28 protein-coding genes are annotated in these 26,992 nt (G+C 40.6%); 14 read left to right on the forward strand and 14 right to left on the reverse strand.

Annotated elements, in window-relative coordinates; translation table 11 throughout:
• The first annotated feature begins 65 nt into the window (after positions 1-65).
• Positions 66-1,562, forward strand: coding sequence for a tetratricopeptide repeat protein (locus OQX61_RS16905; protein ID WP_265842972.1), 1,497 nt, complete (start codon positions 66-68; stop codon positions 1,560-1,562).
• A gap of 10 nt (positions 1,563-1,572) precedes the next feature.
• Here OQX61_RS16905 and OQX61_RS16910 read toward each other — a convergent pair whose 3' ends face one another.
• The 5 genes from OQX61_RS16910 to rsfS all read right to left on the reverse strand — a co-directional run bounded on the left by OQX61_RS16910 (position 1,573) and on the right by rsfS (position 6,850).
• A complete protein-coding gene (locus tag OQX61_RS16910; RefSeq protein ID WP_265842973.1) occupies positions 1,573-2,403 on the reverse strand; it encodes a hypothetical protein in 831 nt (276 codons plus the stop codon).
• A gap of 100 nt (positions 2,404-2,503) precedes the next feature.
• Positions 2,504-3,502, reverse strand: a complete 999-nt coding sequence (locus tag OQX61_RS16915; RefSeq protein WP_322973602.1) for a ketoacyl-ACP synthase III — start codon at positions 3,500-3,502, stop codon at positions 2,504-2,506.
• Between the two features lie 150 nt (positions 3,503-3,652).
• Entirely contained in the window at positions 3,653-4,297 is a 645-nt protein-coding gene (locus OQX61_RS16920) for an LUD domain-containing protein (RefSeq protein ID WP_187667092.1), read from the reverse strand.
• 57 nt (positions 4,298-4,354) lie between these two features.
• Positions 4,355-6,445: an ATP-dependent zinc metalloprotease FtsH gene (gene ftsH / locus OQX61_RS16925; RefSeq protein ID WP_265842975.1), complete on the reverse strand. Its 2,091-nt coding sequence runs from the start codon at positions 6,443-6,445 to the stop codon at positions 4,355-4,357.
• A 30-nt stretch (positions 6,446-6,475) separates the two neighbouring features.
• Positions 6,476-6,850, reverse strand: coding sequence for a ribosome silencing factor (rsfS, locus tag OQX61_RS16930; RefSeq protein ID WP_265842976.1), 375 nt, complete (start codon positions 6,848-6,850; stop codon positions 6,476-6,478).
• Between the two features lie 41 nt (positions 6,851-6,891).
• Between rsfS and OQX61_RS16935 the strand changes: the two genes are divergently transcribed.
• The 7 genes from OQX61_RS16935 to trmD all read left to right on the forward strand — a co-directional run bounded on the left by OQX61_RS16935 (position 6,892) and on the right by trmD (position 13,453).
• Positions 6,892-7,671 carry a biotin--[acetyl-CoA-carboxylase] ligase gene (locus tag OQX61_RS16935; protein WP_265842977.1) on the forward strand — a complete coding sequence of 260 codons (780 nt, stop codon included), beginning with the start codon at positions 6,892-6,894 and terminating at the stop codon, positions 7,669-7,671.
• Positions 7,668-8,117, forward strand: a complete 450-nt coding sequence (locus tag OQX61_RS16940; protein ID WP_265842978.1) for a protein-disulfide reductase DsbD N-terminal domain-containing protein — start codon at positions 7,668-7,670, stop codon at positions 8,115-8,117. The genes OQX61_RS16935 and OQX61_RS16940 overlap by 4 nt, the downstream gene beginning before the upstream one ends.
• A 231-nt stretch (positions 8,118-8,348) precedes the next feature.
• On the forward strand, positions 8,349-10,061 hold the full coding sequence (locus OQX61_RS16945; protein ID WP_265842979.1) for a thioredoxin family protein: 1,713 nt from the start codon (positions 8,349-8,351) through the stop codon (positions 10,059-10,061).
• On the forward strand, positions 10,054-11,037 hold the full coding sequence (gene pfkA, locus OQX61_RS16950; protein WP_265842980.1) for a 6-phosphofructokinase: 984 nt from the start codon (positions 10,054-10,056) through the stop codon (positions 11,035-11,037). Before OQX61_RS16945 ends, pfkA begins: the two co-directional genes overlap by 8 nt.
• A gap of 488 nt (positions 11,038-11,525) precedes the next feature.
• On the forward strand, positions 11,526-12,095 hold the full coding sequence (locus tag OQX61_RS16955; RefSeq protein WP_265842981.1) for a 30S ribosomal protein S16: 570 nt from the start codon (positions 11,526-11,528) through the stop codon (positions 12,093-12,095).
• Between the two features lie 138 nt (positions 12,096-12,233).
• The gene (gene rimM, locus OQX61_RS16960; protein WP_265842982.1) at positions 12,234-12,761 is read left to right on the forward strand and encodes a ribosome maturation factor RimM; all 528 of its coding nucleotides are present in this window, start codon (positions 12,234-12,236) and stop codon (positions 12,759-12,761) included.
• A 14-nt stretch (positions 12,762-12,775) separates the two neighbouring features.
• Positions 12,776-13,453: a tRNA (guanosine(37)-N1)-methyltransferase TrmD gene (trmD, locus tag OQX61_RS16965; protein ID WP_265842983.1), complete on the forward strand. Its 678-nt coding sequence runs from the start codon at positions 12,776-12,778 to the stop codon at positions 13,451-13,453.
• A 40-nt stretch (positions 13,454-13,493) separates the two neighbouring features.
• Here trmD and OQX61_RS16970 read toward each other — a convergent pair whose 3' ends face one another.
• Complete coding sequence (locus OQX61_RS16970; protein WP_265842984.1) at positions 13,494-13,709, reverse strand: hypothetical protein; 216 nt, start codon at positions 13,707-13,709, stop codon at positions 13,494-13,496.
• Positions 13,710-13,974: 265 nt separating this feature from the next.
• Between OQX61_RS16970 and OQX61_RS16975 the strand changes: the two genes are divergently transcribed.
• The 3 genes from OQX61_RS16975 to rplS all read left to right on the forward strand — a co-directional run bounded on the left by OQX61_RS16975 (position 13,975) and on the right by rplS (position 15,329).
• Positions 13,975-14,256 carry a hypothetical protein gene (locus OQX61_RS16975; protein ID WP_265842985.1) on the forward strand — a complete coding sequence of 94 codons (282 nt, stop codon included), beginning with the start codon at positions 13,975-13,977 and terminating at the stop codon, positions 14,254-14,256.
• A 213-nt stretch (positions 14,257-14,469) separates the two neighbouring features.
• The gene (locus OQX61_RS16980) at positions 14,470-14,766 is read left to right on the forward strand and encodes a hypothetical protein (protein ID WP_265842986.1); all 297 of its coding nucleotides are present in this window, start codon (positions 14,470-14,472) and stop codon (positions 14,764-14,766) included.
• A 215-nt stretch (positions 14,767-14,981) separates the two neighbouring features.
• Positions 14,982-15,329, forward strand: a complete 348-nt coding sequence (rplS, locus tag OQX61_RS16985; protein WP_062546321.1) for a 50S ribosomal protein L19 — start codon at positions 14,982-14,984, stop codon at positions 15,327-15,329.
• A 1,151-nt stretch (positions 15,330-16,480) separates the two neighbouring features.
• On the opposite strand, the gene OQX61_RS16990 is transcribed toward rplS, so the two are convergent.
• Genes OQX61_RS16990 through OQX61_RS17000 form a run of 3 tightly spaced genes read right to left on the reverse strand, consistent with a single transcriptional unit; the run spans position 16,481 to position 19,937 of the window.
• Positions 16,481-17,140, reverse strand: coding sequence for a phosphatidylserine decarboxylase family protein (locus OQX61_RS16990; RefSeq protein WP_265842987.1), 660 nt, complete (start codon positions 17,138-17,140; stop codon positions 16,481-16,483).
• Positions 17,141-17,189: 49 nt separating this feature from the next.
• Positions 17,190-17,747, reverse strand: coding sequence for a hypoxanthine phosphoribosyltransferase (gene hpt / locus OQX61_RS16995; protein WP_265842988.1), 558 nt, complete (start codon positions 17,745-17,747; stop codon positions 17,190-17,192).
• Positions 17,748-17,765: 18 nt separating this feature from the next.
• Positions 17,766-19,937 (reverse strand): biosynthetic peptidoglycan transglycosylase, encoded by a 2,172-nt coding sequence (locus OQX61_RS17000; RefSeq protein WP_265842989.1) that lies wholly within the window; start codon positions 19,935-19,937, stop codon positions 17,766-17,768.
• A gap of 116 nt (positions 19,938-20,053) precedes the next feature.
• Here OQX61_RS17000 and OQX61_RS17005 point away from each other — a divergent pair, with 116 nt between their 5' ends.
• From OQX61_RS17005 to OQX61_RS17015, 3 genes are read left to right on the forward strand one after another with little or no spacing between them, the layout of a single operon-like run.
• Entirely contained in the window at positions 20,054-21,130 is a 1,077-nt protein-coding gene (locus OQX61_RS17005) for an Mrp/NBP35 family ATP-binding protein (protein WP_265842990.1), read from the forward strand.
• Between the two features lie 36 nt (positions 21,131-21,166).
• Positions 21,167-21,412, forward strand: a complete 246-nt coding sequence (locus OQX61_RS17010; protein WP_265842991.1) for a NifU family protein — start codon at positions 21,167-21,169, stop codon at positions 21,410-21,412.
• Between the two features lie 53 nt (positions 21,413-21,465).
• Entirely contained in the window at positions 21,466-22,107 is a 642-nt protein-coding gene (locus OQX61_RS17015) for a hypothetical protein (protein WP_265842992.1), read from the forward strand.
• On the opposite strand, the gene def is transcribed toward OQX61_RS17015, so the two are convergent.
• From def to OQX61_RS17040, 5 genes are all read right to left on the reverse strand, one after another.
• The gene (def, locus tag OQX61_RS17020; RefSeq protein ID WP_265842993.1) at positions 22,104-22,664 is read right to left on the reverse strand and encodes a peptide deformylase; all 561 of its coding nucleotides are present in this window, start codon (positions 22,662-22,664) and stop codon (positions 22,104-22,106) included. The two genes, OQX61_RS17015 and def, sit on opposite strands and share 4 nt — an antisense overlap.
• Positions 22,665-22,682: 18 nt before the next feature.
• Positions 22,683-23,912 (reverse strand): pitrilysin family protein, encoded by a 1,230-nt coding sequence (locus OQX61_RS17025; protein ID WP_265842994.1) that lies wholly within the window; start codon positions 23,910-23,912, stop codon positions 22,683-22,685.
• Between the two features lie 148 nt (positions 23,913-24,060).
• Complete coding sequence (locus OQX61_RS17030) at positions 24,061-24,564, reverse strand: HmuY family protein (protein WP_265842995.1); 504 nt, start codon at positions 24,562-24,564, stop codon at positions 24,061-24,063.
• A 142-nt stretch (positions 24,565-24,706) separates the two neighbouring features.
• Positions 24,707-25,888, reverse strand: coding sequence for a hypothetical protein (locus OQX61_RS17035; RefSeq protein ID WP_265842996.1), 1,182 nt, complete (start codon positions 25,886-25,888; stop codon positions 24,707-24,709).
• Positions 25,885-26,868 carry a DUF2157 domain-containing protein gene (locus OQX61_RS17040; RefSeq protein WP_265842997.1) on the reverse strand — a complete coding sequence of 328 codons (984 nt, stop codon included), beginning with the start codon at positions 26,866-26,868 and terminating at the stop codon, positions 25,885-25,887. Before OQX61_RS17040 ends, OQX61_RS17035 begins: the two co-directional genes overlap by 4 nt.
• Positions 26,869-26,992: the final 124 nt, after the last annotated feature.

The following is a 26,992-nucleotide window of genomic DNA, read 5'->3' on the forward strand; positions in this document are numbered from 1 at the left end:
TTGAAACATTGTTGCCCTCTTGCTGTTAATCCTTTTCAATTCTTTATCATACCATGGATTCCATAATGTCTCAAGTAAAATACTATACTATCCGGTTAGCCCTTTTTATACTTCTTTTGACAGCGCCAACTGCTCTTTTTGCCAACTTTGATTTCAATGCCAACTGCCTGAGGGCCTATCAGAACATCTTTGAACTGAAACTCAATACCGCAAAAGCACTGATCGCAAATGAGAAAAAGGTAAACCCTAAAAACGCTATTATCCCGCTACTGGAAAATTACGTTGACTATTTTCATTTGCTGACCACAGAAAGCAAAGCCGATTTTGATAACCTGAAAGAAAACAAATCGAAAAGACTGGATCAAATAGAAGGAGACGATAAAAGCTCACCGTATTACTTGTATGCACAGGCAGAAATTAACCTGCAATGGGCCCTGATCAGAGGCCGTTACGGAGAATATTTTACTGCGGCCAGAGAGATAAAAAAAGCCAATGGCCTCTTGCAGGAGAATACCAAAAAGTTCCCGGGTTTTCACCTCAATTCAAAAGGGTTGGGGGTGATCAATGCCTTTCTTGGAAACTTGCCTGATGGCATGTTAAAAAGTACATTGGCTACTTTTGGCATCAAAGGCAACCTGAAATCCGGCATGAATATGCTTGATAATCTAGCCGAAAACCTGCCCAAATCTACCTATGAGCCTTTTTATGAAGAAGTGGTGTTCTACTATGTATTTGTCCTTAATGATATTGCGCACAGCCCGGATGCCTATCAGAAAACCATGAAATATACCTCGAGGATTGCCGACAGCAGCTTATTGAAATCCTATCTGCAAGCTGCGGTATGCGCAAAAACCAGCCATAATGCCGAAGCCATCCAGATTTTGCAAAACCGGCCTTCCGGAAATTATTATACCGCATTCCCTTATCTGGACTTTTTACTGGGAAGCTGCATGCTCAATAAACTGGATGTTTCTGCTGCCATGTATTTTAACAAGTTTCTACAGCAAAATAAAGGCGTCAATTACATTAAAGACGCTAACCTGCACTTGGCTTGGGTTTCTTTATTAAAAGGCGACACAGGCGCTTATTCGTCTTTTGTAACCAAAGTGAAAAACAATGGTTATCTGTACCAGGAAAAAGACAAGCAGGCGCTCAATGAAGCGAATGGCCCGAAACCTGATTTAACCTTACTAAAAGCACGGTTATTATTTGATGGAGGTTACGATACTAAAGGCATAGCCGTATTATCAGAAAAGAAACCCGAAGATTTCAGCGCAGGAAGGGACCGTACCGAGTATTACTATCGCCTCGGGCGTTTATATGATAACCTGGGTAAAGAGGATGCAGCCTTAGCGAACTATCAGCTCGCCATCGCTAACGGAAAACAATTGAAATACTATTTTGCTGCCAATGCTGCATTGCAAATGGGGAAGGTGTATGAAAAACAAAGGAACAAGGCAAAAGCGAAGGAAAGTTTCAATACTGCCATCCAAATGAAAAATCATGAGTACGAAAGCAGTATTGAAACTCAGGCAAAAGTCGGATTAAACCGGATAAAATAGTCTCTTAAGTTTATTTTGATACTGGTTGACTCGCTTCTGCAGCAGCGCCTACCACTACAATAGCACCAATAGCGACACCTGTCATTGCTTTTCCGTAACCTGTGCTTTCAGAATTATAGAATATATTCCCTGGCTTCTGTTCCAGTAAAGTCATGGATTTTGGGTTCACAAACGACTTTATCAGACCCGATAGGTAGAAGTCCTGAACCAAAGAGAAATTCTTTCTTTTATTCTCCTGCTCCGTATAAACGGTCAGATAGCTTTTAAAGGATAAAGGGCTGTTCTGCGGACTGAATGTCGCAGCTTTTGCCCAAATACCAGGTCTGTCGTTCAGTGAAATGAAAGATTTCTTATAAACCGAGTCTGCTAAGGACTTGTAATTGTGTGCTTCTGCAAGCTTTAAAAGCGTTTTTGAAATTCTGGATTTCGGTGGTATGAAGCTGATCTCTTCAGGTAGGGTAGCAGATCCTTTGAGCGCGGCATCGTAAAATGTCAGGTCATTAAAAGCCTTGTCATTGCTGAAATTCATCGAATAGCCAGACGTTCCGGCTTTAAAAGAAACAGTTCTTCCTAAGAAACTGACCGCCTTGTCACCTTTAATTAAAGCTGATTTTTGCCAGTCAATGTACAACGGCTCATTGAGTTTGTTGTACATCTCAATACTTATCGGTGCGTTTTCTCCGTTAAAATTATAGGTTACCGCAAGGGTGTCATTTTCAAATATAAAAGCGCCTGTTTCTTCGGATTTTCTGGCAGTAGAACTCTCCAGGGAGCTAACATAATATCTGGAGCAGGAGCTCAACAGTAATGCAGCACTAAATAGCATCATTATTTTTTTCATGTTAGGTTGATTTGTGGTTAACCAAACTTAATTAAAAATAATGATGCTTTGTGTAATATTTTAAAGAGATAGTTTTATTTCAAATAAAGAGAAGACGGCGCTAAAAACGATATACAAAAGCATTGATGTGCATTCCTGCGCCAACCGAAGCAAAGACTGCATAATCGCCTTTATTGATTTGGTAACCTTCTACATTGCCTTTCCATACCAGATCCAATAGGGTAGGAACTGTTGCTACCGAACTGTTGCCTAGCCAGCAAATAGACATCGGAACCAGGTTTTCCGGAACTGTATCAATATCGTATAATTTGAAAAGACGTTTCATAATGGCATGGTCCATTTTCCCGTTTGCCTGATGAATAAACACAATTTTAATCGCAGTAATATCAATCCCTGCCTTATCAATTGCTTTTTTCACAACCTGCGGAACATTGGTTACTGCAAACTCATATAGCTTACGACCATTCATCTTCAAATAAGCATTGCCATTGTCTTCTGAAGGATTGTTACTTCTGCCCATTTGAAGCAGAGAACCGAAATTAACCGCGTAAGTCTGTGTTTTGTGTGCAATAATACCCAAATCTTGGGTAGCGGACTGGCCTTCAAATACCACCGCTGCAGCACCATCAGAAAAAATCATGGAATCCCTGTCATGAGGATCAGTGATTCGGGATAACGTTTCTGCACCAATTACCAATACCCGCTTAGCATCACCGCTTTGGATCAGGTAATTCGCCTGAATAGCGCCTTGTACCCAGCCCGGACAACCAAAGATGAGGTCATATGCCACACAGTCGGGATTGTTGATCTCCAGCGCTTGTTTTACCTTAGCTGCAAGAGAAGGTAAAATGTCCATCCGGTTAGTACCCGGCTTCAGATCGCCAAAATTGTGACAAAAGATAATATGATCCAGACTTTCTTTGTCGATAGCCGCATGGTCAATCGCGCGTTGTGCAGCAACCGTTGCCATATCACTATTCACCAGATGATCGTCAATATAACGCCTTTCCTTGATCTCTGTGATCTCGCTGAACTTATGAACGATTTCGTGAATATCCTTTTCCAGCTTCACGCCATTGTCGTAAAATGTAGAATTCAAAAAGGCGTCACCTGAGATGATATTTTCTGGAATATAACTCCCAGTACCTATAATAACTGAATGTATGTTTGTTTTTTCGCCCATTTTGAACCGGATACTGATTTGGTGTACAGTATAAAATTAGGATTAATTAATTGAAATGTAAAACGATTAGCTAAAATCGTCGATTAAAATTACAAATAATTCCTTAGGTCCGTGTGCACCGAGTACCAGTGTTTTTTCAATATCAGCAGTTCTGCTGGGACCGGTAATCGTGCTGATCATGGAAGGAAGCTGATCGGCATATTTGTTTTTGATGAGCTTAAAAGCGTCTTTTAGATCCAGTACCAGCTGACCGGTTCTGGCAATAATGATGTGGTGATGTGGGAAAATACTCAGCCTTCTGCCGGCTGCATTTTCATTGGAAACCATCACGGAACCATTGCGCGCAATTAAGGCTTCACAAAGGGTAATTCCTACTTCCGCCATTTCAAAGTCCTTATCGGTCTGATAAAAGGGGAATTCATATTCTGATAAAAGGTTTTGTAATTCAGGTTCCCAGCAATAGATCTTTCTCCAGTTGAATTTCTCTGCCAGTTGCAGCATATTTTCAATGAAATCCATGCCATTTTCGCAATAAATAAAATTACCGGAAACGGCAGTCAGCTCTTCAGCAAACATGATTTCCAGGAACTCATCGCTCTTAGGATACAATGGGGTATCTTCCAGATTAGGATAGGGATTGTCACGCTTTTCTAAAAGCGCCTTCCTTATCTTTTTCAGCATTAATTCTTTAGAAGATCGGTTTTCCTGCATAAAAAAAAGGAGAAACCGCCAGCACAAAATTGTACTGGCGGTTCCTCATAAATGTGTTTAAGATTCTGTTTGAGTAGGGCTGGTAGGAGCCGATACATCGGTTGCCTCGCCAACACCATGGTGCAATAGACCCTCAGCAGCCGGCTTTTGATCACCTGTACCATTTACGAATTCATCATAAGTAGTACGATTGTCAAAAGGACGTTTACCTAAAATCTCTTCCAGATCTGCCTGGAATAAAATCTCTTTTTCTAAAAGTTTCTGAGCCAGTTTCTCTAGTCCTTCTCTTTTATCTGTTAAGAGTTGTTTCGTTCTGTTATAAACCTCTTCAACCAATTTACGCACTTCCACATCAATCAATTCCGATGTTTTCTCTGAGTAAGGTTTGTTGAAGTTATATTCATTTTGTGGATCATGGAAAGAAACATTACCGATCACGCTGTTCATACCATAAATGGTAATCATTGCATAAGCTAATTTGGTAATGCGTTCTAAATCATTCTGTGCACCGGTAGAAATCTTCTGGAATACAAGATCTTCCGCAACACGGCCACCCATTGTCATACACATACCATCAGTTAACTGCTCTGTAGTATACAAGAACTGCTCTTTTGGCAGGTATTGCGCATAACCAAGGGCTGCAACACCACGAGGAACAATAGATACTTTTACCAATGGATCAGCATGTTCCAGGAACCATCCTGCAATCGCATGACCAGCCTCATGGTAAGCAACTATTCTCTTCTCTTCAGGGGAGATAATTTTATTTTTCTTCTCTAATCCACCGATTACACGGTCAATTGCATCCTGGAAATCCTGCATATCTACAGATTTCTTGTTGCGACGGGCAGCGATTAACGCAGCCTCATTACAAACATTCGCAATCTCAGCACCGGCAAATCCCGGAGTCTGTGCAGAAAGCTTTTTGGCATCTACAATTTCATCCGTTTTAATAGGTTTCAAGTGGACTTTGAAAATCTGCTCACGACCCACTAAATCTGGCTTGTCAATAGAAATCTGACGGTCAAAACGACCTGGTCTCAGCAAGGCTGAATCCAATACATCCGGACGGTTAGTTGCAGCAAGAATGATAATTCCTGAATCTGTACCGAAACCATCCATCTCTACCAATAGCTGATTTAACGTATTTTCACGCTCATCATTTCCACCCATCATACTGTTTTTTCCTCTTGCACGACCGATTGCATCCACCTCATCAATAAAGATGATACATGGTGCTTTATCTTTCGCCTGCTTGAACAAATCACGTACCCTCGAAGCACCAACACCTACAAACATCTCTACGAAGTCGGAACCCGATAGAGAGAAGAAAGGAACCTGAGCTTCACCGGCTACGGCTTTGGCCAATAAGGTTTTACCAGTACCCGGAGAACCAACTAAAAGTGCACCTTTAGGAATTTTACCCCCTAAATTTGTGTATTTCTGAGGGTTTTTAAGGAAATCGACGATCTCCATCACCTCTTGTTTGGCTTCTTCCAGACCAGCAACGTCGTTAAACGTTACATTAACCTGGCTTTCTTTGTCAAATAGTGTTGCTTTAGATTTCCCGATATTGAAAATCTGACCACCACCACCACCAGCGCCACCGCCCATGCGGCGCATAATGAAAATCCAGAACCCGATAAATAACAATACCGGAATAATTACAGTGAAGAACCAGGAGTTAAATGTGCTCTGTCTCGTCTCTTTCTCCGCCAGAATCTGTTGATCCGGAGGGATGTTTTTCTGAGCTTCTTTTAACTGAGCATCCAGCGCATCCATCGATCCAGCGGTGAAATACACCAATGGGCCGTTTTGTGTACCGAAATTATTTTTACTAATGTACTTTTTGTACTTCGCCTCATTCAGCTTGTCTTTCTTTATATACACTTCAACCTTAACCAGGTCTTCATGTTTATAGGCCACTAATTTTTCAACGTCGCCAGGCAAAAGCATTTGAGTTTCGAAAGTACGGTAGGTAACGTCCTTGATCGTATCTGCACTAAATAAAAACTGCAGTAAAAACAGACCTAAAATAATTGCCCCATAAACCCAAATAATATTGAATTTAGAGCCTTTTTGGGGCTTCTTAGGAATATTCGGTAACTTCTTAATCAACTTAGGTTTTGTATTCGGGTTCTCTTTCATCTTGAGTCAAAAATGTTTTTGTGTAAATGATTAAGCGCTTTGATAGCTGGTAGACTGGGCATCTCCCCATAGATCTTCTATACCATAAAACTCGCGCTTGTCAGTCTTAAATATGTGAACTACCACATCAAAATAATCCAGAATAATCCAGTCTGCACCGGCTTGTCCTTCTTTTCTCCATGGATCTGTCTTTGTGTTTTTGTAAATTTCGTCTTCTACGCTATCCGCAATTGCCTTCACGTGGGTAGCTGAATCTGCATGGCAGATGACGAAGTAGTCAGAAACAGAACTATTAAGTTCACGTAGGTCTAAACGCACAATATCTTTTCCTTTTTTTTCCTGCATGCCGTTTACGGCTATCTCTGAGAGTAATGTAGAAAGGTTTACATTTTTCTTTTTTACCATTAAAATTTTTTAGTTTTGATAAACAAATATACAATCAACACTTGCAAAATAACACTTTTTCAACATTATTTGTTGGTCAAAATCTTATCAAATTATTAGAGGTTGATTCTACCAATAACTTTATAAAAGACTTGGTGTCAAATTCCGGGCCATTAACAGAAGGTACTGTTATTATGGCAGACCACCAATTTGCAGGAAGAGGGCAGCAAAGCAATGTATGGCATACCGAGCCTGGATTAAACCTCACTTTTAGCCTTTATCTAAAACCAGCTTTCTTACCAATATCTAAGCAATTCCTGCTCAATATGGCCGTAAGCATTGGTATTCGGAATGCCCTGCAAGTTTTTATCAAAGATGGAATCAAGATAAAATGGCCCAATGATATCTACCATAACGGACGAAAAATGGGCGGTGTGCTCATCGAAAATATCCTCGCTGGAAGCACTTATAAAGCCAGTATTATCGGTATTGGCCTTAATGTGAATCAGTCTGCTTTCGCTCCGGAGCTCCGTGATCGCGCAACTTCCATGAAGGGAATTTTACAAGCGGATGTTAATTTAATTAGCGTTTTAGCGGAAATTTGTAGCAATATTGAAAAACAGTACCTCCGGTTAAAGTCGGGAAACCATCAGGCACTGATTACAGATTATGTCAGCGGACTGTATAAATTTGATACACTCGCTACCTACCGCCAAAATGGCGAGGTTATTGAAGGCAGGATCGTCGAAGTAACTGAAGCAGGAATGCTGGTTATCTTGATCAATGGAGAGAAAAAAGAGTATAATTTTAAAGAAATAGAGTTTTTAAATCACACAGCATGAAAAAAATTAGTTTGATCATCTCATTCGTACTATTCACAGCAATCGGGGCCTCTGCGCAAATAGAGAAACCGGTAACCTGGTCTTATGTCGCCAAAAAAATAAGTAAAACAGAAGCCGTAGTGTATATCAAAGCAACAATGGAGCAGGGATGGCATATTTATTCGCAAAACCTGAAAGCAGGTGGACCGCAGCCAACAAGTTTCAGCTTTGCAGCTTCTAAAGACTATACCCCGGTAGGAAAAACGACAGAGCCTAAAGCAACCACTTATTTTGATGAAAATTTCAAAATGAACGTGAGCTATTTTGGCGATAAAGTCGTATTTCAACAAAAAATAAAATTGAATAAACCAACGGCAACTGTAAAAGGTAAAGTGGAGTTTATGGTTTGTAACGATGAAAAATGTCTGCCTCCGGAAGAGGTAAGCTTCAGCATTCCGGTGAAGTAAACGGCAGGGAACAAGGACTAAGATAGCGATGGGAAAAAATCCCATCGCTTTTTTTATGCCCATTCATTCAGAGAGTTATCCGGTCAACGTAAAATTATAACGCATCCACCCATATTGAAAGCCTTAAATAAAAAATAATAACTAATTTCACGCCCTTATCATAAAGAGAATTGCTGTTTAAATAGATTTTCCCTATTTATGGTGAGCCTTTAAGTAAAAACACACACAAGAATGAATAGATTATTTTTAATGCTGAGTTTAATGCTGCTGTTTACCGTAGCCTTAACATCTAATGGCTTTGCCTCCATACAAAAACCAGATACTCCCGCTACCGAAGAAGAACTTGTTTTTACCGAAGTAGGTTCCGCAGAAGATAGCATCGCAAATAACATCGTTAAAGACACGGTAAAGAAAGAAAGCGAAGTTGTAAAAGCAACAGCAGCCGACACTACAGCCGCTACCACCATACCGGCAGAAGCCGACAGAACCCTTTGGGAAACGTTTATCGCCGGGTTACTGGGCGGATTTATCGCTTTCCTTATGCCTTGTATCTTTCCAATGGTGCCCCTTACCGTCAGCTACTTTATTAAAAGAGCAGGAAGTAAACAGGGGGGGATCGGTCAGGCATTGATCTACGGAATTTCAATTATTGTCATATATGTCGCTTTAGGATTGTTGATTACGTTGCTTTTTGGCTCGGCAAAACTCAATGAACTAAGCTCTAGCGGCTATTTTAACTTCTTCTTTTTTATCTTATTAGTCGTCTTCGCCATATCTTTCTTTGGCGCTTTCGAGATCACATTGCCAAGTTCTCTGGTCAATAAAATTGATCAGAAAGCAGATAACAGCAAAGGTTTAGGAGGTATATTCTTCATGGCGGCCTCTCTGGCGCTGGTTTCCTTCTCTTGTACAGGGCCGATTATCGGAACCATTTTGGTTCAGGCAAGTTCTAAAGGAGACATTCTTGCTCCTGCAATCGGGATGTTTGGTTTCGCATTGGCATTGGCATTACCCTTCACTTTATCGGCAATCTTCCCTGGATTTTTAAGCTCAATGCCTAAGTCTGGTGGCTGGTTGAACAGTGTAAAAGTATGTTTAGGATTCCTTGAACTCGCATTAGCCTTGAAATTCCTTTCTGCTGCCGACCTGGTTTGGCATTGGGAGTGGTTCGACCGTGAGTTGTTCCTTGCCTTGTGGATCGTCATCTTTATCCTGATGGGAATTTACTTGTTAGGTAAGATCAAGTTTTCGCATGATAGTGATGTCCCTTACGTTTCTGTGCCTAGATTATTCTTTGCCATCTGCTCATTATCATTTGCAGTATACCTGGTGCCCGGCTTATGGGGTGCTCCGGTGAATGTGCTTAGCGGAATTGCACCACCAATGAATACCCAGGATTTTATCCTGAGCGGCAATGGCGGTGGAACATCATCATCAGCTTCTACTGGCTTCCCTGCAACAGTAAAATATAGCGAAACCCTTAAACCACCGGTAGGATTCAACGCCTTCTTCGATCTGGATGAGGGGCTAGCCTATGCGAAAAGCGTGAACAAACCAGTATTAATCGATTTTACAGGACACGCCTGTGTGAACTGTCGTAAGATGGAAGATAAGGTTTGGATTGATAAAGAAGTAGGAAGAATCATCAAAGATGAATACGTCCTGATCCAGCTATATGTGGATGAAAGAAACATTAAAATGCCTAAAGATAAAATCCACTATTCGGAGATCTTGAGAACCACAACCGACGACCTTGGTAGATGGAATGGTGATTTTCAAGCCACAAAATACGGTTCGAACTCACAGCCTTATTATGTGTTGGGAGATCATGACCTGAATCCTCTGGTAAAACCACAGGGCGCAATTTTTGACGCAAAGGAGTACGCTGCATATTTACAAAGTGGTTTAGATAAATTTAAAAACGCTGAAAAACCAAATGAATAAAATTAAAAATATAGGAGTATTAACTTCCGGAGGCGATGCCCCGGGAATGAATGCTGCCATTAGGGCAGTGGTGAGAGCGGCAATCTATTATGATTTGAAAGTTACCGGGATATTACGGGGCTATGAAGGTCTGATTCATGGCGATTTCTTCGATATGGACCGTAAATCTGTAGCCAATATTATTCAACGCGGTGGCACAATTTTGAAAACTGCCAGAAGCGATGCCTTCCGTACCAAAGAAGGTAGAGATGAAGCTTACAGACAATTAAAAGCGCATGATATTGATGCGCTGATTGTAATCGGGGGTGATGGTACTTTTACCGGTGCACATTTACTGACTACAGAGTATAATTTTCCGGTAGTCGGATTACCAGGTACAATCGACAATGATCTTGAAGGAACGGATTTCACTATCGGTTATGATACAGCCATCAATACCGTGATCAATGCCGTGGATAAAATCCGCGATACTGCAGAATCTCATGATCGTCTGTTCATCGTAGAAGTAATGGGACGTGACTCCGGACTGATTGCCTTAAGAAGTGGAATCGGTGTAGGTGCAGAAGCGATCATGATTCCTGAAGCCAATATGGGCGTAGATGGCTTAGTGACTAGACTGGCTCACGGAAGAAAAGATAAATCTTCAAAAATTATTATTGTTGCCGAAGGTGATGAAGTAGGTGGTGCATTTAATGTGGGAGAAGTATTAAAAGAGAAATTCCCTCAGTATGACATCAGAGTTTCTGTCCTTGGACACATTCAGCGTGGCGGTAAACCGAGCTGCATGGACCGTGTATTGGCCAGCAGCCTTGGTGTAGCAGCAGTAGAAGGGCTGATTGCAGGTCAGTCAGGAGTAATGGTTGGACAGGTAAACAGAGAAATCATCTTTACGCCTTTCGACCATGCCATTAAACATATCGATGCTAAAGAGATCACACCAGCCTGGTTAAAACTGGTTGAGATCCTTTCTTTATAAAACGAATCTGATTTTTAGTATTATTTGAACAGCCTTCTCTTTAAGAAGGCTGTTTTTTTATGTGCAGCAAGTTTTTGTTATTCAGCTGGTTTTGGTCAGGACAGATAGAGGGAGTCTTTGGATGTGTTTAGGGATTGACTTGATTTATCATGGGGCTAAGCAGTAGCTGTTGAACCACCGGGCCGGCTTTGTTAGGCTTTTAGCCCCGTCAAGGCCCCGCCAACGGCGCGTTAACACCCCGCTTAAGCCCCCTATACTATAATGGCATGTTAATGGCTTGCTTAAAAGTTTTTTTCAGTTTTAAGCCCGATGATCCTCCTGAGCTATCCCATTGAGCAGCAATTCCTGCCGCCTGAAAATGGAACAAAGTAAGACGAATATAATTTAAAAATAATGCATCTTGCTTATCAATAGGATTTTACTTACTTTTGCACTCCCGCAAGCGCGTTGCTCCGGGAACTATGTTGAATACATAAACTATATAAGAAATGTCGACTAAAATCAGATTACAAAGATTCGGTAAAAAAGGAAAACCTTTTTTCCACGTAGTGGTAGCGGATTCTCGTTCACCAAGAGATGGTAAATTCATTGAGCGTTTAGGTTCATACAACCCAAACACCAATCCTGCAACCATCGAAATCAATTTCGATAAAACTTTAGACTGGGTTAACAAAGGTGCTGAGCCTACGGATACTTGTCGTGCTATCCTTTCTTACAAAGGTGTTTTATACAAAAAACATTTACAAGGTGGTGTTAAAAAAGGCGCTTTAACTGAAGAACAAGCAGAAGCTAAATTTACTGCATGGTTAGTTGGTAAAGACGGTCAGATTGAAGGTAAAAAAGACAACTTGACTAAATCTAAAGATGAAGTTAAGAAAACTGCATTAGCTGCTGAAGCTAAGAAAAATGCAGATCGTGCTGCTGCTTTAGCAATCAAAAATGCTCCTGTAGCAGAAGAAGTTGTTGAAGAAGAAGTAGCAACTGAAGAAGTAGCTGAGGAAACTCCTGCAACTGAAGAAGCTCCTGCAACTGAAGAAAACAAAGAAGAACAAGCATAATATTTTTGTTATTCTGAAAAATAGCGAAGAATCTTCCTCTGGAATGTATTCTTCGCTATTTTCATTTAAGCCATATTTTATGGCTGCCCCAAAAAGGCGCAATTTTAAGGATAAAGTGGAAACACTAAGGATACGATTATGAAAATTGAAGAAGCATTTTACATTGGTTACATCACCAAGACAAAAGGATTAAAAGGAGAGGTACAACTATTTTTTGAATATGATGAACCTGAGTTGTTGGAACTGGATGTTGTTTTTGCCGACTTTAATGGGAAATTAGTCCCTTATTTTGTGTCTACCTATAAATTGCAGGTCAATAATACCGCGAATATCTATTTCGATGATGTAGATCATATTGATAAAGCTCAACCACTGTTAAAGAAAAAAATCTATTTGCCATTAACCAAAATGCCGGATCGTTCTAATGATGAATTCCATTACAATGACCTGAAAGGATACCTGGTTTCAGATGAAAATCATGGTGAACTTGGCGAAATTATCGAAGTAAATGAATACCCTCAGCAATTTGTCGCTACCGTGATTTATCAGGAAAAAGAAATCATGTTTCCACTTAATGACGACATGATCGTAGAGATTGATGAAGAAGAAAGTATCCTTCGTGTACACCTTCCTGATGGTTTGTTAGACATTTACCTCGAAAATTAAATTATCTTTGCCACATGCGTTTTGACATCATATCTGTATTACCCGCTTTATTGGACAGCCCTTTTGCACACTCTATTTTACAACGTGCGCAGACAAAAGGGATTGCCGAAATTGTAGTCCACAACCTTAGAGATTATTCTACCAATAAGCAAAAAAGTGTAGACGACTATCCTTATGGCGGGGGTAGTGGGATGGTGATGTCTATTCCGCCTTTTGCACGCTGTATCGAAGCTTTAAAAGCGGAAAGAACGTATGATGAAATCATCTTTATGAGTCCTGATGGTGTTACTTTTAACCAGACGATTGCCAATGAGCTTTCAGGAAAAGAGAACATCATGATTTTATGTGGCCATTATAAGGGCATAGACCAGCGTATAAGAGATTTATATGTGACCAGAGAGATATCTATCGGCGATTATGTGTTGTCTGGAGGAGAGCTGCCGGCAGCTGTTCTCGTGGATGCGATCGTAAGGTTGATCCCTGGTGTCTTAAATGATGAAACTTCTGCATTATCAGATAGTTTTCAGGGTGAACTGCTGGATGCTCCGGTATATACCCGTCCTGCTGAATGGGAAGGACATAAAGTACCGGATATCTTACTGAGTGGTCATGAGCAGAAAATCAACGAATGGCGCCACGAACAAGCGGTGTTGCGCACTCAGCAACGCAGACCTGACCTGTTAACCGATTAATTCAGTAATCGGTTCTCCAGTTAGTTTGCCGGTCGACTCCTCACTGGTTTTTACTCAAAAGGGCAATAATCTTGTCTTGATCTTTAAATTGACCCCTTAAAGCTGCATTTAATTCTTTGCAGCTCATTAGAGCCTGCTTTACCTCGCTGTACTCAGTGTTAATGCTACCGTGCATACTTTTCTCTACCAGCTCAGTGATTGGCGCTACAGGCTCGCTAAAAAACATCGTCGGGGATACCTCCGGGATTTTCTCCATCAATGCTATATCCGGTGTCTGATGGATTCTGAAGTCAGACTCAATTTATTCCGTCATGAGTACGACCCATTTTCCCTGCCAGTCAGAGGAATGGTCGCTCTTCTTCCTTAAAATTCCGACAACTACATTTTTTAGGCTCATAAAAAAACAGGAATGTTTGATGTTATTGCTAAAAATAATAAGTATTTTAGTTGTAGTAAATTATATATTTCAAATCATAAATTTGACAATTATACACTTTAAATATTATTTTTTTTATAAAGATATGACCGAAAACCCTAAAAAGTATAAAATTAACGATTATCTCTATCAGCTCGCTGTGAAAGACTATAGAAAGGCGATACAGACGCTTCCTAAAATTTTAGATATTTCTCTAAATACTTTTCATAATTACCGGAATATTTTAGGAAACGAAACGCAGGACATCCCTTATGAAAAGGTTGTGATGATGGAGCAGCTTTTTGGCATGGAGCCCGGGAGCTTAAGAACACAGCCAATTGAGGTAAGTAATCTTAAAGATTTCCTGCAACCCATTCTGAAAAGTTAATCTGGAATGCCTGGTCCCTGATGCTTTAACGGGGGTAAAACACCTGTTTTGAATTCTTTTAGTGACAATAAGTACGCTAAATAGAAATAAATTATGTTTAGTCGGCGCTTATTTCTATAATTGCAATGTGATAATTGTGTAATTGGAAATAAATTGTATTTATTATCAGCGAAAATAAATTTTCAGTTGCTAAACCACAAAACCGAAAAAATAATGGAAGAACTAAGGAAGTACAAAATTGAAGAAGAGATGAACAAGTTGAATCTTAAGAGTTACAAAGCTGCGAGCAGATTAATTCCTAAATACCTGAACATTGCTTTTAATACCTTTCACAATTATAGAAAGCTACCCTTAGATGGGAAGGCTGATATTCCTTATGCGACGGTCATTCTGCTGGAGGGAATTTTCGGAATGGAGCGTGGTGAGCTCGCCAATTATCCTATAGAAAGGAAGAGTCTGGCTACCCTTATTGCTGAAGAGGTCGCTGAGGAGGAAAATGCCGGAATTTAATTTACCAACATTGCTGGTAGTCAAATCTCTAAAAAATAATTTTTAGTGCAAAAACGCCTTTGCAGTGCGTTTAATTGTGGAAATGCCAAAGAATGGAATGTGGAAATGTCAAAGAATGTGGAAAAAAACAGAAATCGCTTTCATTTATAAAAAATAATTCCTAATATTGCAGTCCGATTTTAAACAACAAAAAGTCGGCTTAATAGCTTAAAATCATGGATTTAGTAAAATTTGTTGAAGAGCAGGTAATCGCAAAAAATGAGTTTCCTGCATTCAAATCAGGAGATACAGTGAGTGTTCACTATAAAATTCGCGAAGGTAATAAAGAACGTATTCAAATTTACCAAGGTGTAGTATTACAACGTAATAGTGTAGGTGCTAATGAAACGTTTACTGTTCGTAAAATGTCTAATGGTATTGGTGTGGAACGTATATTCCCTATCAATTCGCCTAATATCGCTAAAATAGAGGTTAACAGCCACGGTAAGGTTCGCAGAGCGAAATTATTCTATCTACGTGAATTAACTGGTAAAGCAGCTCGTATCAAATCTAGAAGAGTTTAATCTCATCTAGTCAAAAAGCATAATAGCCTTCCCGATCCCAATCGGGGAGGTTTTTTTGTTCTCTTCTTGAAAGAGGTGTTTTCTGTATCTGTGCTGTATTTGCCGTATTTAATTTCTGCAAAGCCGCATCATAGTATCCATTTTGCATTTATTGTGATCTGTTAGGTTTAATGTACCTGTTACATTAAACAGGTATGCGTGTTCAATTACCTTTAGGTGATTTACGCCCGATACCTCAATCAGGGATACCAGGGAAAACCTTTTAAAATTCAGGTAAAAGAGCTGAAATTCTTTTTGAATGAAAGGATAAACCACCTGGGCCAAAGGCTTAAGGGAGGCTTAATTCGTTCTATGATCATGCTGCCGGTAACGGTGACAGAACAGTTTACGCCAAGGCGGAAATTTGTATGAAATACCCATGAAGTCATTCCGGTTACGGAGTACAATGACTTATGGCGCCCTTATGCGGGGTAATCAATGGCCATTCCCTGGCCGGAGACAATGAGCGGATCCTTCAGATCGGCCAGCTACATTTTGGTGTCTATAAAGTTTTGAAAAAATCCACATATCCCGAACGAAAAACACGCGGGTATTTTCCAATTCTATCCCATTTAAATTACAAGTAAAGCACTCCGGAACAATAACTCCGCAATCCCTTGCCTCTACCACTGCTTTAGGCCTCGTTTAGCGACCCGAGCCAGATTAAATGACCTCTTATAGTCTGACTTGGTTAATTGCGGTATAAACGTTCTTTTGCTGATGGGCAAACCTTCGAGTGTCTGAAAAGAACTAGCCTCCTTTTTTTCTTAAATCCTACACAATATCAAGGACAGTAAATGCATGTTCTAGTCCTGTAAATCGATAGCTATTCTTGTTTTACTGCAAATTCCTACAGAACCTTAATTAGTCACAAAAATCAGTCATTCTCCGAAGAGGCATAGAAGGTTTTGCGTTCCTTCAACGCAAAGCTTTCAGCCGATGAAGAGTGATGGCTGATTTTTAGACCTTCAATAACTCTACTTAGCCCTGGCTATTCGCTATTCAAGTTTTGGCTGGACCCTATTGAGCTGCCTCCTGACAAAAAAAAAATAACCACAAAAAAAACGACGCTCTATAATAGAACGTCGTACAAATATTTTAGATAGTACTAATTAGCTCAACTCTGCTAACACAGTAATACCACCTTTTACAACTTCGTCAAGTTGAAGATTAACCTTAGTCCCAAGTGGTAAAAAGATATCCACTCTTGAACCGAATTTGATAAAACCAAACTCTTCTGATTGTTTAACCTGATCACCTTCTTTCACATACCATACGATACGTCTGGCAAGGGCACCGGCGATCTGTCTGAACAACACCGGAGTACCATTAGCATGCTCAACTACAACCGTTGTGCGTTCGTTTTCGGTAGAAGACTTAGGATTCCATGCGGCAAGGTATTTACCAGGATGGTATTTAAAGAACTTTACTACACCAGAAATGGGGTTTCTGTTAATATGTACGTTTACCGGAGACATAAAAATAGACACCTGAATCCTTTTGTCTTTGAAATATTCACCTTCTTCAGTCTCTTCAATCACGACAACCTTACCATCTGCCGGGCAAATTACTTTGTTGTCGGCAGTAACAAACTGTCTGCTAGGGTTCCTGAAAAACTGTAAAACAGTAACAAACAGGGCAAATGATAATATATATACGAACCAGGTTAACCAGGTAATGTCTGCAAATTTATAATCGATGAAAGCGTTCAATACAAAGATGAACAGCAATGATACGGCAATGGTAGTGTAACCTTCTTTATGTATGGTCATTGGTGATGGGGAGTATTAGTTTCTACAAAAGTGATAAAAAAATATAACATTAAGGTAAAGGGCTTGCAACAGTTTTAACCGTGTAGATATGGTTAAGGTTTCTGCCATGGCCATTATAATCCAGACCGTAGCCTACAACAAACTCATTGGCAATCTCAAAGCCGACATATTCCAGCTCATCAATAGGCGCTTTAAGGGCGTCTGGTTTCAGCAGAAGGGAGCAAACGCTCACAGAAGCTGGTGCCTGTTTGTAGATCTCTTTAAGGATATAACTCAGGGTAAAACCGGTATCAACAATATCTTCGACAATGATAATATCGCGACCTTTCAGGTTCTCCGGTAAACCGAATACTTCTTTAATCTCGCCGGTACTTTCTGTGTCTTTATAAGAGGAAACGCGGATAAAGGCCATTTCGCAGGGAACTGTAATCTCTTTTACCAGGTCGGCCATAAATAAAAAACTACCATTTAAAACCCCGATAAAGAGGGGACAGCGGTTTTCATAATCAACATTCATTTGTATACCAATCAAGCGGGTACGTTTCAGAATGTTGTCATTTTCCAGTAGGATATTGAACTCCTTATCTAGTACTTTAATCGTGTTCATATTTTTCTTTTTGGAGCTTTAACCGTTTCCTTTGGACTGCTCCAATTGTTTTTCCAACTCTTGTTCCCGCTTCTTCTGTTCTCTTTTTTCCTGTCTCAACTGCTTTTTCGTCTTTTGAACACTATCAGGTTTGATGGCGGGTTTGGAGGTCGTATCCTTTTTTGCACCACCAAAAATCCGGTCGAACAAGCTTTTAGACTCATCATTGGTTTCTATGGCGGGAAGAGGATCGTCATTATCGAAGGCAGAAGTATCTACTGCTGTCGTATCAGGCAATAAATACTGTCTTAATGCAGGCCTCAATTGGACATTATAGAAGCCGTATGCACTGCTGTCTCTAGGTGTTAAACCACGATTGGCCATGATATTTCCTATATATTTAAAGTAGGGGTGTAGGTAATCTTTCAGGCTACCATCCCCTTTAAATTTAAACAAAGCAATCTTTGGACGCGGAACGATATTGGCCAGGAATATCCCTTCACCGATATTCAGGTCTGAAGGTCTTTTTCCAAAGTAATAGCGTGTGGCCTCACCGATACCATATACATTAGATCCCATTTCGATGATATTGAAATAGACTTCCAACATCCTGTTTTTACTAATCAGGCGGTTATTTTCTATCAGCCATACAATCAGAATCTCTTCTGCTTTTCTGGCCAGTGTTTTTTGTCTGCTTAGGAATATGTTTTTTACCAGCTGCATAGAAATCGTACTGCCACCCCTGACAAATTTCTTCTCCTTGAAATTTACGGCAAAAGACTTGCGGAAAGACTCTTGTACAAATCCCTTATGGGTAAAGAACGAAGGGTCCTCGGAAGTAAGGATCGCATTTTTGAAATTGCTGGACACCTGGGAAAGTGGTGTATAGTTCGGGTTCGAAGGACCGATCATGATGTCACGCATTGGCTTCCCACGTTCATAAGGTGTATAAACAAAGTCTTTGTTGATCTTTTGAAGATTTGTTTTGCCCCATTTCAGGATTTTGAAATTTACCGGCGTAAGTCCGGAGTTAAATTTCACACTGTCCGGCATTGAGCTGTCCAGGTAAAAGTTAAGCGCATATTTTACCTTACCACTTACCTGCAAACCGTCCAGCGACTCAAACAATCCCTGCGGAAACGCATTCAGCATTCCCTGTGCATCCTGTTCCGGAGCCTGTAATTTTACCTCATAAATTTTATTCGGAGATAGTGTATATTTCAGGTAAGGATGAACCATTGCATTTTTAATATACACGGTTGATGAACTGTCCAGGGCTATATAATTCGGACCGATGCGCATATCGGCATCAATCTTTGCATCCGCAATAACGATATCATTGGAAGCAACTTTCGGATGGTTCAGCAATAGGTTTTTTACAGCCCATGATCCTTTAATCTTGAAATCATCACCACTATAATCGGCACTTTTCATTTCTGTCCTTACCGTATCAAAGCTGAACTTCGTTTTAAATCTGTTTTCCAGGTAAGGAAGGTCTACCTTTTTGTGATCGGCAAAAAGCATCACATCCAGCTGTTTTTTGCCTGGATATACGGAACCATTCACATGCCAGGTCGCATAATTATCGTTCACTTTAATGGTTGATTGTAAATCTCCATCGCTGATAGTAGCTGTAGTAGTTAAAAAGCTCAGCTTTGCAGTGTCATTGTCATTGATCCGGAGCATCAGGTCTTTCAGCTCCATATGATCAGGAATTTTATATAAAACCTGGTTCAAAAGGTTATGTGCGAGATCTGCAAGGTCTGATTTTTTGGTGCTGACTGTGTCTTTCTTTTTACGTTTCAATAAGAAATCCAGGTTGCTCAGCGAATCTTTAAATACCACATTTAAGGTTCCTTTATTCAGGATGATTTCCGACAGCTTCACATTTCCAAAGATCAGCGGGAATAGCTTTACACCAACCGTGAAATCATCAACAGTTGCCAGTGTATCGCGGTCCTTTGGCACCACAGAGATATTCGTGAGGTGCACGGTGCTCAGTCCGCTGAAACCATAGCTCCCGATTTTAAGGTCCAGGCTGTAGTCTTTATCGGCTTTAGCAATGGCTTTCGCCATCATTTTTTGTAACAAAGCGTCCCTTTTACTATAGGCAATACCGCCTACAATAACAGAAATCAAAAGAAAAACTCCAAACACCCAGGCACCAATTTTTATATATTTTTTGGGGATGTTAATTTTGGGAAGTTGCATACGGTAAAGTAGATATAATTGCTAAACGTTAAACGCAAATGTTTATTTCGTGTTAAAATTACACTTAAAAAGCCTAAAGTCAATTAATTGTGGCCGTCTTTTGTTAATTTTGGCTAATGATAATTAGTCCAGAACAAGTTCTAGCCGCTCTGAGAAATGTTGAAGACCCTGATCTTAAAAAAGATCTGGTGACTTTGAACATGATCAAGGATTTGAAAATAGAAGATAAGAAGGTAAGTTTCACGTTGGAATTAACCACTCCTGCATGTCCGATGAAAGATATGCTGAAAAATGCATGTTTAAATGCGGTAAAGCATTTTGTAAGCAAGGAAGCTGAAGTAGAGATCAATATCACTTCGAGAGTAACCAAGCCTATGGATACCACTCAGCTGAAAGCTATCCGCAATATTTTGCTGGTATCTTCCGGAAAAGGAGGAGTCGGAAAATCTACTGTTGCGAGTAACCTGGCGGTGGCTTTGGCTGCTGACGGCGCAAAAGTAGGATTGATTGATGCCGATATCTATGGCCCTTCAGTACCTACGATGTTCGGCCTGGTAGGTGCAAAACCGAGTGCCAGAGAAACTGAAGATGGAAAAACGCTGATTCTTCCTATTGAAAAATATGGCATCAAGCTATTGTCATTAGGCTTTTTCGCAGATCCGGATCAGCCAGTACCGTGGAGAGGACCAATGGCTTCGAATGCAATCAAGCAATTATTCAATGATGCGGATTGGGGCGAGCTGGATTACCTGATTGTTGACCTACCTCCGGGCACAGGCGATATTCACATCACCATTACTCAAAGTTTCCCGATTGCAGGCGCTGTAATTGTGACCACACCTCAACAGGTAGCCCTTGCGGATACGAGAAAGGGATTGGCCATGTTTAAAATGCCAAGCATTAATATTCCGGTATTAGGTGTAATCGAAAATATGGCTTACTTTACACCTGAAGAATTACCTGAGAACCAATATTATATTTTCGGTAAAGACGGAGGTAAGGAACTGGCAAAATCATTTGATGTACCATTCTTAGGGGAAATACCAATCGTTCAGGGTATTACCGCTGCTGGTGATAACGGTGCTCCGATTGCATTAGACCTGTCCAGCAAAATGTCAACTGTCTTTGCGGAAATTGCAGGAAAGGTGGCACAACAGGTGGCAATTAACAATGCACTGACCGTTAATTGCTAAAAAATTACTATTTTTATACTTTAAAAAATTAATAAAATGGATTTAACACAACAAGTAGAGCAGGCACTAGACTCGATCAGACCATATTTAATTGCTGATGGCGGGGATGTGGCTATAGAAGAGATTACGGCGGACAATGTAGTTAAATTGAAATTATTAGGAAACTGTGGATCTTGTAAAATGAGCTTCATGACCATGAAAGCAGGAATCGAACAAGCCATCATGAAAGCAGTGCCGCAAATCACTTCTGTTGTGGCTATTAACCTTGCAGAACCGGTATAATCGTTTTAACACTATTTAACTAGCCGTTTTAATTAATACAGCTATTTTTGCATATGAAGTATTCACTCACCTTATTATTACTTCTTTTTATGGGTACGGCTTTCGCACAGGAAAGTCCGGGAAGTAAAAAGTTGATTCAGTTTAGCGGGATTATCACCGACGTAGACAGTAATACAGTGGTGCCATATGTAACGGTGACCAATTTAACAAATAAAGGCCAGCGGTATGCAGCGAATTTTAAAGGGTATTTCTCTTTTATCGCACATCCCGGTGATACCATTCTATATACTGCTGTAGGGTACAGAGATGTGTTACAGGCAATTCCTGCACAAATCGACGACAGTAAATATACAGCGATGGTTAAGCTAAAATCGGAGATTGTAAATCTGCCTACAGTCAGGGTTTACCCGTGGGCTACGGTAGAGGACTTTACCAGGGATTTTATGGCCATGAAGATTGCTGATGATGATTTCTCAATCGCCATCAGGAATCTTTCTCAGGAAAGTATTACGGAACGTATACAAACCCTGCCAAGAGATGCTTCAGAGATCTCCGGAATCAATTTCCGTTTAAATCACGATAGGTCTTTAAACAAGAATATGGTGCAAACCAACCCGCTTTTAAACCCATTCGCATGGGGTAAGTTGATGCAATCCATATTCAAAGGTGATAAAAGCAGAAGTGAAGGGAATTAACGCCTTCTATTCTGCTGTGGGAAACGCATTTTATAATCTACTCTCACATTCCCTTTAGAGATCGCATCCAGCTTGCTTTTCAGCATTCTCTTACGCAATAAACTTAAAGTTTCTGTAAACAGCTTGCCTTCAATGTGGTCATACTCATGTTGAATTACACGGGCAAGGATGCCATTGAGTTCTTTTTCCTGTAAATCCCAGTTCTCATCATAGTATCTGATGCGGATGTTAGGCTTACGCATTACATCTTCTCTGATGTCAGGAATGCTCAGACAACCTTCGTTGAAAGCCCAGGGCTCACCTGTTTCTTCCAGGATTTCTGCATTGATGAAAGCACTTTTGAAGCCTTCCTTCTCCTCTTCATCTACTCCCGTATCTACAATAAATAACCTGATCGGTAAGCCAATCTGAGGGGCAGCTAAACCAATTCCATGAGCATTATACATGGTTTGATACATGTTGCTGATCAATTGTTTTAAATCCGGATAAGTCTCGTCTATAGGAGCGCAAACTTTCTTAAGTACCGGATCGCCGTATGCTACAATGGGTAATTTCATAATGCAAAAATACAAATATTACGCTAAAGGGTAAAAGGTTAAGGCGCTAAGATTACTTTCATCTAAGATTTCATTGGCAATATTGGCCATATCAGTGGTCGTTACTGCCTGAATTTTGCTAAAAACTGTCTGTAAATCGTCAATTTTGTTGTAGTCAATCAGGCTCTTAGCCATGGATATGATCAAGCCGATCCTGTTTTCTTCGCCTAAAGCAATTTGTCCGATGAACTTATTCTTAGCTTTTTGAAGCTGGACTTCCGTTAGCGGATGGTCTTTTATCTTCTTAAATTCTTTGAAGATCAGAGATAAGGCTTTATCTACTTTTTCCTTGTCTGTACCAAAATATAAGGTAAAGATGCCGGTATCACTCAGCGGGCTATAGCCCGTTTCAATGGTATAAGCAATTCCGTATTTCTCGCGGATCTGTAAATTCAGAACCGAACTCATTCCTGTGCCACCCAGCAAATTGTTCAGTAACAACAAGCCTGTTTTATAAGGATGGTGCAACGAATAAGCCTGAGAGCCTAACATGGCATGAGCCTGCATGATCGGTTTTTCAAAGATGACCTTCGCCAAAGGCGCTTTTTCAGGTGCGATTCTGGTGTCTTTATGAAGGTTTTCCGGAATCTCCGAGTAATATTTAGCACCGGTTTTAATCAGTTTATTCAGACTGTAATTCCCTAAAACGGCAACAATGATCTTATCGGTATGGTAGTTTTCTTTGATGAACTCATGGATGTCTGCCTGACTGATGTTGTTGACGGTTTCCGGACTGCCGAGGATATTCCTGCCCAGTGGGTGACCTGCAAATACAAGATCTTCGAAATCGTCGTAAATCGCTTCTTCCGGTTGATCCAGGTAAGACGTGATCTCATCCAGAATGACACTCTTTTCCTTGTCCATCTCGTCTTCCGGAAAGGTAGAATGGAACACGATGTCATGGAAAAGCTCCAAAGTTCTGTCCAGATAAGGGTTTAGAAAAGAGGCATGAATACAAGTATATTCTTTGGTGGTGTATGCGTTTAAATCCGCACCCACACTTTCCAGCCGGTTTAAGATCTGATTCGTATTTCTTTTCTCTGTGCGCTTAAAGATTAAGTGCTCAATAAAGTGAGCCAAACCAGCTTTTTCATGCTGCTCGTCTCTTGACCCGCTATTTACAATAATGCAGGCATGGGAAATCGCAGATGCAGAAGGGACATGAAGTAATCGGATGCCATTTGGCAAAGTGTGAACATTGTATTCCATTAGGCACAAAGATACGTAAGAAATAACCGTACGCAGGATAATATTTATGTAGCATTCCGGTCATTTCTGTATCAATGTTAAGGGTTTAGCGAAAGCTAAAGGCCGTTTTTATGGCTGGTATCCTTCTCATTTAAGCGTTGTCTTTTGGTTATTTGATCGCTGCATATTTGAAGGTGTAAAAACCGGTATCATTGTAGTCCAGCTCATCAAAATAATAGCTCAATACCTGAATTTTATATTGTTTTCCTGCTGCAGTGCGGATCAAAAAGATCTTTCCCTCGATTGGCGTTAAGGCATGAGTGGCCATATCGTAATTGTACCAGCCCTTTCCGGAGCCGGTTGGGATTACACTTGTGCTCTGTGTATCTTCTTTATAGCCGCTTTCCGTTGCTTTTACAACTTTATCAAAGCTGGTATTGGTTAATACCTGGCCGGCAACTTTATGCTTGCTGTTCAGTTTGATCGTGGTATTGTTGAATGCAAGATCCCAGTTTTCGGCTTCTTTTACCGGTTTTCCTTCCGTCAGACTGTAAAACGTGGTTTTAGATTTGGCATCCAGATTTTTCTCCGTTTTGGCAGTTTGAGCTAAAACAGCCTGGCCTGCAAAAAGGGAAATCGATAGAATAGATAAGGTCTTGATGGTGAATTTCATGGAGTTTCATTTTTTACAAAGAAACAAACTATTTATAATTATTCTAAATAATACTCAAGAAATTTATGGCCCTCAGAATCACGCCTGCAATCAGTATTAGAATAGCGGCAGGATCAGGCGTCAGAATATCAAATGTAGTCACTTAAAAATCGCTTGTTGCGCCTCCTCCTCCAAAACTGCCGCCACCCATGCGGCTTCCCTCAGGTGGGGTGGGTCCATCACCAAAGGTGCCACTTACTATCAGGGATTCTACTTTGAGATTGTCTAACATATGATCATCATCAAGCTCGGCTACCGTAAAGCCATATTTCGGTGTTTCCAGGTAGCGCATCAGTCCGTAAGAAATGCCCAGTAATAAAGCCCCGGAAGCCACCAATACGACTTCGATTGAAGCAACATGGTGATATCTTTTAAGGGTAAAACAGGCCGCTGCAACTAAGATTAATCCTGCGCGGAGCAGAATAACGTCTTTTCTTTTTAAACCGATTCCGATATATATAAAGGGGATACAAAAGGTCCATAGCCAGAAAAACCAACCGAAGGGAATGTCCTGATCTGGTGCCAGGACTACCTTGTTCATGGAACTGCCGAGCTCCCTGACGACAAAATAATTTCCAGCGGCATAGAGGGTTAGCAGGCTGACAAATTGCAGCATCCCGAGGCAGTCTTTATACATCCAGTGCTTTTTGTCGAGCTTTAGCACAAAGGAATAGATCGTCGCTGCAATGATAATGATCAGAAAAGGCATGGTCGAGAAAGGGTAAAAGCCATAACTATTCCAGGCAAAAAAGATAAAGGCGATAAATGCGCAAAAGCTGACCAATGCCATGACCATGTTCGCAAAACGGAGGGTAAAATAAGTACCCAGTAGCATTACTAATCCGGAAAGCATCAGTTCATCGATATAACCTTTAAAACCAAAAGCACGCTTATCCAGAAAAATGTAAAGCGCTGTTAGCAGGAGCATGCCTGAGGTCCACATCAGGGCATCATCTACACCAGATTTATAATGGTGGAATGTACGAACAGCGATTTCCAGCGCGATGTAACATAAAACCCCAAGGAAAGCAAAGTAGCCCGGACTCTCCATTAACCGGGTATTGCTCAACACCAGGCTCAGAAAGCCAAAAGCAAAAGAAGTAAGGGTAGTGGTAACCAGAAATAAGCCAATCCGCAAGAACAGGTTAGAGCTGTGGAAGCCTACCGGGTATTTTTCCAGAACCGCCTGTAATTCTTCCGCATTCAGGTTGTTTGCCCGATGTGCTTTTTTCATTTGATCCTGGATGATCAGGTGCTTTAACCAGGTAATATTATAAATGATCATGAGGCCTTAATTTGTTTGTTTAAACGGATGATGCGCAGGATTAAAGCTGCTGCGGAAATGATGAAATATAAACAGAGCAAGTACAAGCCACCCATATTACTCATCCCATCCAATGAGCGGAAAACAAGAATGCTGACCGCGGCATAACTATAAAGAATCACTAGCAGCATGAAATAGAATGATTTATGATGCAAGGCATCGAGATAGAGGTAGAAAGCCAGGGCAAATAGGATCAATAGCCATATGATGGCCATTCCAGAATCATAATTATTAAAGTAAGCGAACACCAGGGCGATAAAGCTGATGTGGATACCAAAATGAAAGTAGCTGAAACGGAAATGCTTTTTGAAACTGAAGCGTTCAGAAAAGAAACCAGCGAGTAAAAGGATCAAGCCCAAAAGTAAATAGGTATAAATTAACGTTTGGTTGTCGAAATTGGCATTGGAAAGTAGTCGGTTTGGTGTCACAGATACGCCCATCCAGACTGCGAGGTTGGCAATAGCCATGCTGAGGACCCCTAAGTGATCAAACTCATAAGCCACATAGAATAAAACCACCATCGGGATAAATGTGGCCATGCCGTAATGGGTTCCAAAAACCTGATATTGATACTGCAGGTAGCCGGTGAACGTTAGAAAACTAAGACAGCCCAGCAAGAGCAGGTAGTCGAAAAGTACGTCCGGCGCTTTTATTAATTCCCTGCTGAATGGTTTTTTATTTCGGAAGCAATAGTAAAAACATCCGCCACAAATGGCCGCAATAAATGCCAATATTGCCTGATGGCCTATGGTGTCTATATTTTTATAAATCAGGATGCCTGATCCGCAGCTGAGCATCATCACGCCCAGATACAACAAGGTCTTCAGCTCCCAGTGCAGGGAGAATAATGGACTTCGCTGTTTTTCAGTCATCTTTTCAAAAGATCCGGAAGAAATCGTACCGTTATCTTTTAGTGTTTTATAGAGATCATCAGGTATCATGAGGCGAAAATAAATTGGTAGGATATACAATTATACATAAAAATAAGGGAATGATCTGGCATTACTAAGCCCGGCTTTACTGTCAATTTGACAAGATTTTTGAATTGGAATGGCCATTGATAGG

Source organism: Pedobacter sp. PLR (assembly GCF_026239675.1).
Lineage (GTDB): Bacteria > Bacteroidota > Bacteroidia > Sphingobacteriales > Sphingobacteriaceae > Pedobacter.